We start from the raw sequence: 11,598 nt of genomic DNA, 5'->3' as shown, positions 1-11,598 counted from the left end.
CCATGAGTTTTCATCCTTTTGATACCGCGGTGGCCCTGCAGGCGCAGGCCGACGGGACATTTCTCGGTCACACCAGCGCCGCCTATGCCAACATGGTCGGGCCCTTCGGCGGCGTCACGGCGGCGCAGGCCTTGAATGCCGTGCTGCAGCATCCGCAGCGCCTGGGGGATCCGATTTCGCTGACTGTCAACTTCGCCGCCGCGCTGGCGGACGGGCCGTTTACCGTGAGCGCTCGACCCGCGCGCACCAACCGCTCGACCCAGCACTGGGTGATCGAGATGCAACAGGACGGCGAGACGGTGCTGACCGGCACCGCCTTTTTCGGCCTGCGACGCGACACCTGGGGCACCGACGAACACGCCATGCCGGCCGTCGCGGCCCCCGCCGATGTCGCCCGGGCCGATGGCCCGACCCGGGTTGAGTGGGTCCAACGTTATGAGATGCGTTTTGCCGAGGGCGCGATTCCCACCGAATGGCACGGGGCCGACCAGGGCGCCAGCCGCACCCTGCTGTGGCTGCGCGACGACCCGCCCCGGCCGCTGGATTTCGCCTCGCTCACGGCGCTGTCGGATGTGTTTTATCCGCGCGTCTGGCGCCGCCGACCGCTGCTGGTGCCGGTAGGCACGGTGTCGATGACGGTGTATTACCATGCCGATACAGCCCTGCTGCAGGCCACCGGTAGCGGCTACCTGCTGGGGCAGACGCAGGCCCAGGCCTTTCGCAGCGGCTATTTCGACCAGACGGCGCAGTTGTGGAACGAGGCCGGTCAATTGCTGGTGACCACACACCAGGTCGTCTACTACAAGGAATGAGGGTGGCGCCCGCCATCATCCCCACAACCTCAGCAACAACACTTCAGGAATTCCAATGAGCGCATCCTCCCAAGACATCCTGGTCCATACCGACAACGCGGTGATGACCATCACACTGAACCGGGTCGAGAAGAAAAACTCCATCACCTCGGCCATGTACGCTGCCATGGCCGACGCGCTGGACGCTGCCCATGCCGATGCGGCCGTGCGCGTGGTGGTGATCCAGGGCCACGAAAGCATTTTTTCGGCCGGCAACGACATCGGTGATTTCCTCAATGGCCCGCCCGCCACCCACGAGTCGCCGGTGTTCCGCTTCCTGCGCGGCATCAGCACCTTCCCCAAGCCGCTGGTGGCTGCCGTGTGTGGGCCCGCGGTGGGCATAGGCACCACGCTGCTGCTGCACTGCGATCTGGTTTATGCCGGCGATAACGCTGCGTTTTCCATGCCTTTTGTGAACCTGGGCCTGTGCCCGGAAGCGGCGTCGAGCTTTCTGGCACCGCAGCTGATGGGTTACGCACGCGCGGCCGAGGCGCTGCTGCTGGGTGAACCCTTCATGGCCGAGTCGGCGCTCGAGATGGGCCTGATCAACCGCATCGTGCCACCCGCCGAAGCCAACGCGCTGGCGCAGCGCCAGGCGCAAAAACTCGCGGCCAAACCGCTGAGCTCGCTGGTGGAAACCAAGCGACTGATGAAAAAAGGCCAGGCCGGAATGGTGGCCGAGCGCATGGCCGAAGAAGGGGTGAGTTTTGGCCGCATGCTCAAGGAGCCGGCCGCCCGCGAAGCTTTCGGCGCCTTCATGCAAAAGCGCAAGCCGGATTTCTCCGGGGTTTGAGGCAAAACTGGGCTTGATCCCTTATCCAGCAAGCGCAGGCAGCTATAAATTGTGTAGCACTCAGGAGGCATCATGAGTTCAGTTCCCGGTCTCAAAGGCAAAACCCTGTTCATCACCGGCGCCTCGCGTGGCATCGGCCTGGCGATCGCCACCCGTGCCGCGGCCGACGGCGCCAACATCGTGATCCTGGCCAAAACCACCGACCCCAACCCCAAGCTGCCGGGCACGATTTACAGCGCGGCCGAAGCGGTGAAAGCTGCGGGCGGGCAGGCGCTGCCGCTGGCGGTGGATATCCGTGACGAAGAGGCCGTGGCGGCCGCAGTGGCCAAGGCGGTCGAGGCTTTCGGCGGCATCGACATCCTGGTCAACAACGCCAGCGCCATCAGCCTGACCGGCACCGAACACACGCCGATGAAGCGTTATGACCTGATGAACGGCATCAATGCGCGCGGCACCTACCTGTGCACCCAGGCTTGTCTGGCGGAGTTGAAGAAATCCGCGCTGGCCGGGCGCAAGCCGCAGGTACTCACCATGTCGCCGCCGCTGAGCATGAAGCAACACTGGTTCGAGAACCACACGGCCTACACCATGGCCAAGTACGGCATGAGCATGTGCACCCTGGGACATTCCGGGGAATTCAGGAAATACGGCATTGCCGTCAACAGCCTGTGGCCGCGCACCGCGATTGCCACGGCCGCCCTTCAGATGATTCCCGGTGTGGACCTGAAGCTGTGCCGCAAGCCGGAGATCCTTTCCGATGCGGCCCATCTGATCCTCACCAGCACGGGCATGCAAACCGGCAACTTTTATATTGACGACGAATTGCTGGCCGCGCATGGCGTGACGGACCTTGAGAAGTATTCGGTAACGCCGGGCACAAAGAATTTCATCCCTGATTTTTTCGTGGACTGAACCATGCCCTACATGCTTCTCATCCACGAACCCGTCGGCCAGCGCCTGACCCGCAGCCAGGCGGAAGGCGAGGCGGTGTACGGGCGCATGCTCAAGTTTGCCGACGAGCTGAAATCAGAAGGTGTGTTGCTGGGCGTGGAGTCGCTGGGCTCGCAGGACAACGCCGCCCGCGTGCGTGTGAGTGCCGGCAAGCCGCAGGTGCTGGATGGACCGTTTGCCGAAGCCAAGGAAATGGTGGGCGGCTTCTTTCTGGTGAACTGCGCAACCCGGGAGCAAGCCCTGGCGATTGCCGCCCGCTGCCCCGCCGCTGAATGGGCCACGCTGGAGGTTCGCGCCACCGGCCCTTGCTTCCTCTGAGCCCCGGCAGCAGCAGGTAAGGGTTTTTACCTGGTTCTGGCTTGTCGATTTCGCATCGGCTGCTTCGTCGTGTCAACAGGAGGCCAGGGATTCTGGCTGCCGTCCACAAGGAGTACCCCCATGCGATTCATGATCATTGTGAAGTCGACGCCCGAGTTCGAGGCCGAGACCACCCCGCAGACCCCCGACGAAAAACTGATGGCTGCCATGGCCGACTTCCACGAGGAGTTGGCCCAAGCCGGCGTGCTGCTCGATGCCAGTGGGCTGCAGCCCAGCCGCAAGGGCTGGCGCATCCATTACGACGGCCAGAAGCGCACCGTGATTGACGGTCCTTTCGCGGAAGCCAAGGAACTGATCGCCGGCTTCACCACCATCCAGGTGCGCAGCCGCGAGGAGGCGCTGGAGTGGTCGCGCCGTTTTCCCAATCCTGCCGGCGAAAACGCGCCGGCCGTGATCGAGGTTCGCCAGCTGTATGAACTGGACGACTTCGAGCCCAGCGAGCAGGTCGAGCGTTTCCGCGAGATGAACACGCCCAGCCAGAAGTAAGGAGCGCGCCATGATCAAAACCACCTTGCTCATCCTGCTGGGGCTGGTCGTGCTGGCCATCGCTGTCGTCGCGGTCATAGCTTTGCAACGACCCGACACTTTCCGTGTGTCTCGCAGCACCAGCATCGCTGCGCCGGCAGAAAAAATCTTCCCGCTGGTCAACGACGTCCGGGCCTTCAATACCTGGAACCCGTATGCGCTGAAAGCCCCGGAGATGAAAGGCAGCTACAGCGGCCCGTTCATCGGGCCCGGCGCCCACTACGACTTCGAAAGCAAAAAGTCAGGCAGCGGCAGCTTTGAAATCGTGCGGGCCATGGCGCCTTCGCAGGTACAGATGCGGCTCGACATGACCGCACCCTTCAAGACCAACAACCTGATCACCTTTTCGCTGACACCCGGAGGTCAGACCACACAGGTCACCTGGGCCATGGAAGGCCCCGCACCTTTTGTCTCCAGATTCATGGGTGTGATTTTCAACATGGACAAGATGATCGGTGCCGACTTCGAAGCCGGCCTTGCCAACCTCAAGGCCAAAGCAGAAAAAGCCTGAGAGCCGCCGCCTTATTGAAACCATCTTCAAAGGAGCAACCATGTCACGCCAGATTTTCGTCAACTTGCCCATCAAGAACATGGAAAGGAGCCAGGCCTTCTTCAAAAGCCTGGGCTTTTCCTTCAACCCGCAGTTCACCAACGAGCAGGGCGCCTGCATGGTGATCAGCGAGGACCACAACTACGTGATGTTGCTGGTCGAGCCCTTCTTTCAGGGCTTCACCAAGAAGCCGGTCGCCGATGCCACGAAGACCACCGAGGTGCTGGTCGCGCTGTCGTGCGGGAGCCGCGCCGAGGTGGACGAGATGGTGAGCAAGGCGCTGGCCGCCGGCGGCACCGCGCCCAATCCGTCGCAGGACCATGGCTTCATGTACAGCCATGGTTTCACCGACCTGGACGGCCACGTCTGGGAGGTGTTCTGGATGTCTAATTGAGCCCCCACGGTCGCTCACTGCGTGTAGCTCCCTGCCCCCCCGAGGGGGCCGCTGCGCCTGCGGGCCGGCAAAGCCGGACCCGCGGCCCCCTGCTTGATTGAATACCAGGCTTGCGCTCCACCTGAGCATCTGCTCTGCCGCTACTACCATTGATACATGCATTCCTCCACCCATGAGGCGATTTCTGCCGTCTGGCGCATCGAGTCCGCGAAAATCGTGGCCTCGGTGGCGCGTTTGGTGCGCGAGATCGGGCTGGCCGAGGAACTGGCGCAGGACGCGCTGGTTGCCGCGCTGGAAAGCTGGCCCGGCAAGGGTGTGCCGGACAATCCCGGCGCCTGGCTGATGCGGGTGGCCAAAAACCGTGCGCTGGACCACCTGCGGCACCGGAAGATGCAGGGCGAAAAGTTGGCGCAGATCGGCCATGAGCTGGAGGCGCAGGAAGCGCTGGTCGTGCCGGATTTCGTGGACGCGCTCGACGAGGCCCGGCAGGACGAGATCGGCGACGACCTGCTGCGTTTGATGTTCACCGCCTGCCACCCGGTGCTTTCCACCGAGGCACGGCTGGCGCTGACGCTCAAGCTGCTGGGCGGCCTGACCACCCATGAAATCGCCCGCGCTTTCCTGGTACCCGAGCCTACGATGGCCCAGCGCATCGTGCGTGCCAAGCGCACCCTGGCCGAGGCGCGCGTGCCTTTCGAAGTTCCGCGCGGCGATGAACTGGGCGCACGCCTGGCCTCGGTGCTGGAGGTGGTCTACCTGCTGTTCAACGAGGGTTACACCGCCACCGCCGGTGATCACTGGATGCGGCCTGCGCTGACCGACGAGGCGCTGCGCCTGGGCCGCATGCTGGCCGGCCTGGCAACGGACGAGTCCGAGGTGCAGGGTTTGCTGGCCCTGATGGAGTTGCAGGCCTCGCGCATGGCCGCCCGGGTGGATGCCGCCGGCCGGCCGATACTGCTGGCCGACCAGAACCGGGCGCGCTGGGACCATCTCCTGATCCGCAGGGGGCTGGCCGCTCTCGACATGGCGCTGGCGCTGGCCGAGTCGTCGGCCCGCGCCCTGGGACCCTATGCGCTGCAGGCGGCCATCGCCGCCTGTCATGCGCGCGCGCCGACTTCAGCAGAGACCGACTGGGTGCGTATTGCCGCCCTGTACGACGCGCTGGCCCAAACCGCACCATCGCCGGTGGTGGAACTGAACCGCGCCGTTGCGGTGAGCATGGCCTTCGGACCGGCAGCCGGGCTGGCCATCATCGATGTGCTGCGCGGCGACAAGGCCCTGCAGAACTACCAGTGGCTGCCCAGCGTGCGCGGCGACCTGCTCGCCAGGCTGGGGCGCAACGACGAGGCGCGCCATGAGTTTGAACGCGCCGCGGCGCTGGCGGGCAATCTGCGTGAGCGCGAATTGCTGCTCGAGCGTGCGCATCAACTGGACGGCAGCTGTTCGCCTGGTGCTGCCGGATAGACCTCGGACACGGTTGTGTGCTTGGAAAGTCCTGCCGGCCAGCGGGTTCCGTCGACACCTCCGCCAGGGGTAGGCGCCAGCCTACAAGCTGATCGGGCGGGCTGACAGGCCCCGGCCCACCCGCCTACCGGACAACAGCGCCGCAAGCTACTTGCGGCGGCTGCCTGCGCACGCAGTATCGAGTCATTGCATCACCACGGAAGGGTGGCCGCCATGACCAAGTTATCGATCGCGGGTTTCAATGCCATGCCTGAAGGGCGCAAACCACAGACGCTGCGCATCCCTGCGCCCCCACTGCGCCTGCCCAGGCACCTGCTGGAACATCTGGCCCGGCCGCTCAACAACGCGGACGATGTAGAGGCGCTGATGGCGCACATCCGGGTGGCCGAACAACGGGGTTTGCTCTGAGCGCGGCATGACTCAGGCGTCGAGCAGCGCGAGGTAGGCCCGGCGCGTTTCTGGTGCGACGGACGCCAGCACCTGCTCATAAGACGTCTTGTGTCGGACCAGCAGCCGGGCAGAGGCGACGGCCTTGGACTTGCAGAACCAGTGGCAGCTGTGCTGCATCAGGAAAACCTCGGCGGACAGGGTGAAGGCCTTGTTTTTGGGCGATTGTCCGGACGTGTTTTTCGCGGCGCGCGTGATGCCCTCGGCATGCACCAGCAGGACCTGGCGCAAGTCGAAGGTCGCAGCCGGAAAGAGCTTGTCGGCGTAAGGGAAGGCCAGGGAGAGCTTGCTCACGCGTGTCGCGGCGCCTTCCACCCGGGAGAACCCGGCCACGAAGTTGTTGAACTGCTCGCACAGCCTGGTTTCGGTGCTCGTCAACAGGTTCCAGATGCTTGCGCGGCGCTCCGGATCGTCCTCGCGAAGTGCACGCATGTAGCCTTCGGTCAGGCTTTCCATGAGTTTTTCGATCTGGTACTGGCCGAGATGGCTGCCCAGCAAGGCGATGCGCTTGCGTTCGTAGCCCGATTTGAGCGCATAAGCGCCGGCGGCGACGATCAGCGCCAGAAAGAAAATGTCCATCAATGCTTCAGTTTTGTTTTGGGGAGGTCCCCAGTGTAGTCAGCTGGGGTTGCGGGGTCGGACCGCAGCCAGTGTCTATTTTTACAAAGCAAGCGCTTGCTAAAAATAACGGCTTTTGTTATGGTCTGTTTCCATGGACAAAACACCTGTGCGCACCCGCCCTGCCGGCCGGGTCTTGGCCCTGCCAGCAGCGGTTGTAGCCGCCGCTGAAAAGCGGCCGCGTGGCCGGCCGCGCAAGACGCCCGGCGAACGCGACGACGGCAACCGGCGGGTGGAACTGGTCAACACCGCCGCGCGGCTGTTTCGCCGCAAGGGCTTTGACGGCACCAGCACGCGTGATATCGCGGCAGCCGTTGGCATGCACAGCGGCTCGCCTTTCTACCATTTCAAAAGCAAGGGCGCGCTGCTTTATGCGGTGATGGAGGAGGGCATGCGTTCGGCCATGGCCCGGCAGGCAGCGGCGCTGGAGGCGGCGGCGCCGTCTGCACCCGACGCGGCGGCTTTGCTGCACGTGTTGATCCGCAATCATTTCGACGTGCTGCTGGGCCCCGGCAGCGATTTCATTCCCGTGATGCTGTACGAGTCGCGTTCGATCACGGCCAGGCAACGTGCCTCGCTGGCCAGGCTGCAGGGCGACTACGAGTCGGTCTGGGCGCCGGTGCTGCAGGCCCTGAGCGACCAGGGCCGGCTGCAGGCCCCGGTGAAGCTGGCGCGGCTGCTGATTTTTGGTGCGCTGAACTGGTCGGCGCAGTGGTTTGACGCAAAAAAAGGGGCGTCGCTCGATGAACTGGCCGACGCGGCCATGGCACTGTTCATCGGCGACAACCGGACGCCCGCTACAAGGAAAGCCCGAGCATGACTTACCGTTCCGTCTTCAGCGCCGGCCTGTTTGCCGGCAAGGTGGTGGTGGTCACCGGTGGCGGCTCCGGCATAGGCCGCTGCACGGCGCATGAGCTGGCGGCCCTGGGCGCGCATGTCGTGCTGATCGGCCGCAAGCTCGAGAAGCTGTACGAGGTGGCCGGCGAGATTGTGGCCGCCGGCGGCCGCGCCAGCTTTCACCCCTGCGACATCCGCCAGGAAGCCGCCGTGCAGACGACGGTCGCGGCGATTGTGATCGCGCAGGGCCGCATCGACGCGCTGGTCAACAACGCGGGCGGGCAGTACATCGCGCCGCTGGAGAGCATCAGCGCCAAGGGCTGGGAAGCGGTCATCAACACCAACCTGACGGGCGGCTTTCTGATGGCGCGCGAGTGTTATCTGCAGTCCATGGCGGAGCACGGCGGCAGCATCGTCAACATCGTGGCCGACATCTGGGGCTCCATGCCGTCCATGGGCCACAGCGGTGCGGCGCGGGCCGGCATGGTCAGCTTCACCGAAACCGCTGCGGCCGAATGGGCGCACAGCGGCGTGCGGGTCAATGCGGTGGCGCCGGGTTACATCGCATCGAGCGGCATGGACCACTATCCGCCTGAGGCCGGGGAGATGCTGCGCGAGATGCGCACCACCGTGCCGCTGGGCCGCTTCGGCACCGAGGCGGAAACCTCGGCCGCCATTGTGTTTTTGCTGAGCCCGGCGGCCAGTTTCATCAGCGGCACCGTGTTGCGGGTGGATGGCGCGCGGCCACAGGTGCGCATGGGCTGGCCCATGCGCCTGCCAGATGACCAGGCGCAGCAGCGCGATGCCGTGAAACCTTTTGACGGTTTTCATCTGGCCACCACCCCGAAGGTGTTCCAGTCATGACTGTTTTCCAGTCGGCCTGGAACGCGCAGGGCAGCGTGGCCTTGCGGCGGCGCGACGCCATGCTCGCACGCATCGCGGCGCTGCGTGCGCTGGAAGCCCGTGCCGCACAGGCTTCGGCCAAATCGAAACCGGTGTTCGACAAGCGCGGCCAGCTGTTGCCGCGTGAACGGGTGGCGCTGCTGCTGGACCCGGGCGCGCCGTACTTGCCGTTGTGTTCGCTGGCGGGGTTCATGCAGGACCACAAGGACCCGGTGCTGTCCGTGCCCGGAGGCGGCATCGTGGCGGGCATCGGGTTCATCGAGGGCGCGCGCTGCATGGTGGTGGCCAGCGACTCGGGCATCGAGGCCGGCGCGATCCAGGCCATGGGGCTGGAGAAAATCCTGCGCGTGCAGGAGATCGCGCTGCAGAACAAGCTGCCCTTCATTCACCTGGTGGAGAGCGCCGGCGCCAACCTGATGCGTTACCGCGTCGAGGGGTTTGTCCACGGCGGCTCCCTGTTCCGCAACCTCGCGCGCCTGTCGGCGGCGGGTATTCCGGTCGTCACCGTGCAGCACGGCTCCGGCACGGCGGGCGGGGCCTACATGCCGGGGCTCAGTGATGTGGTGATCATGGTGCGCAACCGCTCGCGCGCCTTTCTGGCCGGACCGCCCCTGCTGATGGCCGCCACCGGCGAGGTCGCCACCGAAGAGGAACTGGGCGGCGCCGAGATGCACACCGGCGTGTCGGGCCTCGGTGAACAGCTGGCCGAGGATGACCGCCAGGCGCTGGGCCTGGCGCGCCAGGTCGTGGCCCGGACTGCATGGTCAAATCGACCTCCAGCCCAGGCAGGACGTGCGCAAGCAGCTATGGATTCAGTAGCAAGAGAGCCTTTGTTCCCGGCCGATGAGCTGCTCGGGCTGATGGCCGGCGATCTGCGCCAGCCGGTGGACATGCATGAAGTGATGGCCCGGCTGGTCGATGGCTCGGACTTTCTGCCCTTCAAGGCCTTGTACGGCGCCGCCACGGTGTGTGTGCAGGCGGCGATCGGCGGCCACGCGGTGGGCATCATCAGCAACAACGGCCCCATCGATGTGGCAGGCGCCAACAAGGCCACCCATTTCATCCAGCTGATGTGCCAGCTCGGCCATCCCATCGTCTACCTGCAGAACACCACCGGCTACATGGTCGGCAAGGACGCCGAGCAGGGCGGCATGATCAAACACGGCTCCAAGATGATCCAGGCGGTCACCAACGCCACGGTGCCGCAGATCACCATCCAGTGCGGCGCCTCGTTTGGTGCCGGCAACTACGGCATGTGCGGTCGCGGTTATGCGCCGCGCTTCCTGTTCAGCTGGCCGAGTGCCAAAACCGCGGTCATGGGCGGCGAGCAGGCAGCGCGCACCATGCAGATCGTGACGGAGGCCGCGATGGTGCGTAAAGGCATCCCAGTCGATGCGGCGCAGTCGCAGGCCCAGTTCGACAAGATCGTCGCCGTGTTCGAGGCGCAGGCCGATGCCTTCTACACCTCGGGCCTGCTGCTCGACGACGGTGTGATTGACCCGCGCGATACCCGGGCGGTGCTGGCGCAGTGCCTGGCGATGTGTGCCGAGGCCGACACCCGGCAACTGCAGCCCATGCAGTTTGGAGTCGCGCGAATGTAAAACCCCGCTTGTCATTGCGGGCTCGACCCGCAATCCATGCGGGCGCACCGTCATGGATCCCGGATCAGGTCCGGGATGACGACCCATAAAAGGAGACAAAAATGCAATACACCCACGAGCACCTCGAAATCCAGAAAACCCTCAAACGTTTTATCGACGCCGAGATCAACCCGCATGTGGACGAATGGGAGGCTGCCGAAATTTTCCCGGCCCATGAGGTGTTCAGGAAACTCGGCAAGCTGGGCCTGCTCGGTCTGACCAAGCCCGAGGAATACGGCGGCGCAGGACTCGACTACTCCTACGGCGTCGCCATGGCCGAGGCGCTGGGCCACATCGATTGCGGCGGCATCCCCATGGCCATCGGCGTGCAGACCGACATGTGCACGCCGGCGCTGGCGCGTTTCGGCAGCGACGAGCTCAAGCGCGAATTCCTCGCCCCGGCGATTGCGGGCGAAGCGGTTGGTTGTATAGGCGTGAGCGAGCCGGGCGCCGGCAGTGACGTGGCGTCCATCAAAAGCCATGCGCGCAAGGACGGTGGCGACTATGTGATCAGCGGCCAGAAGATGTGGATCACCAACAGCCTGCAGGCCGACTGGATGTGCATGCTGGTCAACACCGGCGACGGACCGCAGCACAAGAACAAAAGCCTGGTCATGGTGCCCATGCGCGAGAAGGGCAAGTTGCGCAAGGGCATTGAGGTCGGCAAGAAGATCAAGAAAATCGGCATGAATGCCAGCGACACCGGCCTGATTTATTTCGACGAGGTGCGTGTGCCGCAGCGCTACCTGATAGGCGCGGAAGGCTCGGGCTTCATGTACCAGATGATGCAGTTCCAGGAAGAGCGGCTCTGGTGCGCGGCCAGCTGCATCCAGTCGCTCACCAATTGCATTGACTGGACGGTGGAGTGGGCCCACGAACGCAAGCTGTTCGGCGCCACGCTGGCCGACCAGCAATGGGTGCAGTTCAAGCTGGCCGAGATGAAAACCGAGGTCGAGAGCCTGCGCGCCATGACCTACCGCGCCTGCGAACTCTATGTGCAGGGCCAGGACGTGACCGAGCTGGCCTCCATGGCCAAGCTCAAGGCCGGGCGGCTGAACCGCCTGGTGCCCGACACCTGTCTGCAGTTCTGGGGCGGCATGGGTTTCACCTGGGAAAACAAGGTGGCCCGCATGTTCCGCGATGGCCGGCTGGCCTCGATAGGCGGCGGTGCCGACGAAGTCATGATGGGCATCATCGCCAAGTACATGGGCCTGTCCAAAAGCAGCAAGAAACCCGCTGCCTGAGGA

At 64.6% G+C, this 11,598-nt stretch carries 14 protein-coding genes; 13 read left to right on the top strand and 1 reads right to left on the bottom strand.

The window, feature by feature from the left end:
- Positions 1 to 2: 2 nt before the first annotated feature.
- The 9 genes from B7X65_RS08480 (at position 3) to B7X65_RS08440 (ending at position 6,314) form a co-directional block, all read left to right on the top strand.
- Positions 3 to 812 carry a thioesterase family protein gene (locus B7X65_RS08480; RefSeq protein ID WP_293593850.1) on the top strand — a complete coding sequence of 270 codons (810 nt, stop codon included), beginning with the start codon at positions 3 to 5 and terminating at the stop codon, positions 810 to 812.
- Positions 813 to 867: 55 nt separating this feature from the next.
- On the top strand, positions 868 to 1,644 hold the full coding sequence (locus tag B7X65_RS08475; RefSeq protein WP_293593849.1) for an enoyl-CoA hydratase: 777 nt from the start codon (positions 868 to 870) through the stop codon (positions 1,642 to 1,644).
- 72 nt (positions 1,645 to 1,716) lie between these two features.
- Complete coding sequence (locus B7X65_RS08470) at positions 1,717 to 2,556, top strand: NAD(P)-dependent oxidoreductase (protein ID WP_293593848.1); 840 nt, start codon at positions 1,717 to 1,719, stop codon at positions 2,554 to 2,556.
- Between the two features lie 3 nt (positions 2,557 to 2,559).
- Entirely contained in the window at positions 2,560 to 2,913 is a 354-nt protein-coding gene (locus B7X65_RS08465) for a YciI family protein (RefSeq protein WP_293593847.1), read from the top strand.
- A gap of 120 nt (positions 2,914 to 3,033) precedes the next feature.
- On the top strand, positions 3,034 to 3,459 hold the full coding sequence (locus B7X65_RS08460; RefSeq protein WP_293593846.1) for a YciI family protein: 426 nt from the start codon (positions 3,034 to 3,036) through the stop codon (positions 3,457 to 3,459).
- A gap of 10 nt (positions 3,460 to 3,469) precedes the next feature.
- Entirely contained in the window at positions 3,470 to 4,009 is a 540-nt protein-coding gene (locus B7X65_RS08455; RefSeq protein ID WP_293593845.1) for an SRPBCC family protein, read from the top strand.
- Positions 4,010 to 4,049: 40 nt separating this feature from the next.
- Positions 4,050 to 4,442, top strand: a complete 393-nt coding sequence (locus B7X65_RS08450) for a VOC family protein (protein WP_293593844.1) — start codon at positions 4,050 to 4,052, stop codon at positions 4,440 to 4,442.
- Positions 4,443 to 4,598: 156 nt separating this feature from the next.
- Positions 4,599 to 5,906 (top strand): RNA polymerase sigma factor, encoded by a 1,308-nt coding sequence (locus tag B7X65_RS08445; RefSeq protein WP_293593843.1) that lies wholly within the window; start codon positions 4,599 to 4,601, stop codon positions 5,904 to 5,906.
- A gap of 213 nt (positions 5,907 to 6,119) precedes the next feature.
- Positions 6,120 to 6,314, top strand: coding sequence for a hypothetical protein (locus tag B7X65_RS08440; RefSeq protein ID WP_293593842.1), 195 nt, complete (start codon positions 6,120 to 6,122; stop codon positions 6,312 to 6,314).
- 12 nt (positions 6,315 to 6,326) lie between these two features.
- Here the strand turns inward: B7X65_RS08440 and B7X65_RS08435 are convergent, their stop codons facing one another.
- Positions 6,327 to 6,932, bottom strand: coding sequence for a hypothetical protein (locus B7X65_RS08435; RefSeq protein WP_293593841.1), 606 nt, complete (start codon positions 6,930 to 6,932; stop codon positions 6,327 to 6,329).
- 133 nt (positions 6,933 to 7,065) lie between these two features.
- On the opposite strand from B7X65_RS08435, the gene B7X65_RS08430 reads away from it, so the two are divergent.
- The 4 genes from B7X65_RS08430 to B7X65_RS08415 all read left to right on the top strand — a co-directional run bounded on the left by B7X65_RS08430 (position 7,066) and on the right by B7X65_RS08415 (position 11,595).
- Complete coding sequence (locus B7X65_RS08430; RefSeq protein ID WP_293593840.1) at positions 7,066 to 7,791, top strand: TetR/AcrR family transcriptional regulator; 726 nt, start codon at positions 7,066 to 7,068, stop codon at positions 7,789 to 7,791.
- Positions 7,788 to 8,672: an SDR family oxidoreductase gene (locus tag B7X65_RS08425; RefSeq protein ID WP_293593839.1), complete on the top strand. Its 885-nt coding sequence runs from the start codon at positions 7,788 to 7,790 to the stop codon at positions 8,670 to 8,672. The genes B7X65_RS08430 and B7X65_RS08425 overlap by 4 nt, the downstream gene beginning before the upstream one ends.
- Positions 8,669 to 10,312 carry a carboxyl transferase domain-containing protein gene (locus B7X65_RS08420; protein ID WP_293593838.1) on the top strand — a complete coding sequence of 548 codons (1,644 nt, stop codon included), beginning with the start codon at positions 8,669 to 8,671 and terminating at the stop codon, positions 10,310 to 10,312. The genes B7X65_RS08425 and B7X65_RS08420 overlap by 4 nt, the downstream gene beginning before the upstream one ends.
- A 101-nt stretch (positions 10,313 to 10,413) precedes the next feature.
- Positions 10,414 to 11,595 (top strand): acyl-CoA dehydrogenase family protein, encoded by a 1,182-nt coding sequence (locus B7X65_RS08415; RefSeq protein ID WP_293593837.1) that lies wholly within the window; start codon positions 10,414 to 10,416, stop codon positions 11,593 to 11,595.
- The last annotated feature ends 3 nt before the right edge of the window (positions 11,596 to 11,598 follow it).

This window comes from Polaromonas sp. 39-63-25 (assembly GCF_002278925.1).
Classification (GTDB): Bacteria; Pseudomonadota; Gammaproteobacteria; order Burkholderiales; family Burkholderiaceae_C; genus Polaromonas.
This window is presented reverse-complemented; position numbering and strand designations above follow the sequence as displayed.

Coding starts and splice junctions, on each gene's coding strand:
- B7X65_RS08480 (WP_293593850.1), top strand. CDS start 3: ATGAGTTTTCATCCTTTTGATACCGCGGTGGCCCTGCAGGCGCAGGCC.
- B7X65_RS08475 (WP_293593849.1), top strand. CDS start 868: ATGAGCGCATCCTCCCAAGACATCCTGGTCCATACCGACAACGCGGTG.
- B7X65_RS08470 (WP_293593848.1), top strand. CDS start 1,717: ATGAGTTCAGTTCCCGGTCTCAAAGGCAAAACCCTGTTCATCACCGGC.
- B7X65_RS08465 (WP_293593847.1), top strand. CDS start 2,560: ATGCCCTACATGCTTCTCATCCACGAACCCGTCGGCCAGCGCCTGACC.
- B7X65_RS08460 (WP_293593846.1), top strand. CDS start 3,034: ATGCGATTCATGATCATTGTGAAGTCGACGCCCGAGTTCGAGGCCGAG.
- B7X65_RS08455 (WP_293593845.1), top strand. CDS start 3,470: ATGATCAAAACCACCTTGCTCATCCTGCTGGGGCTGGTCGTGCTGGCC.
- B7X65_RS08450 (WP_293593844.1), top strand. CDS start 4,050: ATGTCACGCCAGATTTTCGTCAACTTGCCCATCAAGAACATGGAAAGG.
- B7X65_RS08445 (WP_293593843.1), top strand. CDS start 4,599: ATGCATTCCTCCACCCATGAGGCGATTTCTGCCGTCTGGCGCATCGAG.
- B7X65_RS08440 (WP_293593842.1), top strand. CDS start 6,120: ATGACCAAGTTATCGATCGCGGGTTTCAATGCCATGCCTGAAGGGCGC.
- B7X65_RS08435 (WP_293593841.1), bottom strand. CDS start 6,932: ATGGACATTTTCTTTCTGGCGCTGATCGTCGCCGCCGGCGCTTATGCG.
- B7X65_RS08430 (WP_293593840.1), top strand. CDS start 7,066: ATGGACAAAACACCTGTGCGCACCCGCCCTGCCGGCCGGGTCTTGGCC.
- B7X65_RS08425 (WP_293593839.1), top strand. CDS start 7,788: ATGACTTACCGTTCCGTCTTCAGCGCCGGCCTGTTTGCCGGCAAGGTG.
- B7X65_RS08420 (WP_293593838.1), top strand. CDS start 8,669: ATGACTGTTTTCCAGTCGGCCTGGAACGCGCAGGGCAGCGTGGCCTTG.
- B7X65_RS08415 (WP_293593837.1), top strand. CDS start 10,414: ATGCAATACACCCACGAGCACCTCGAAATCCAGAAAACCCTCAAACGT.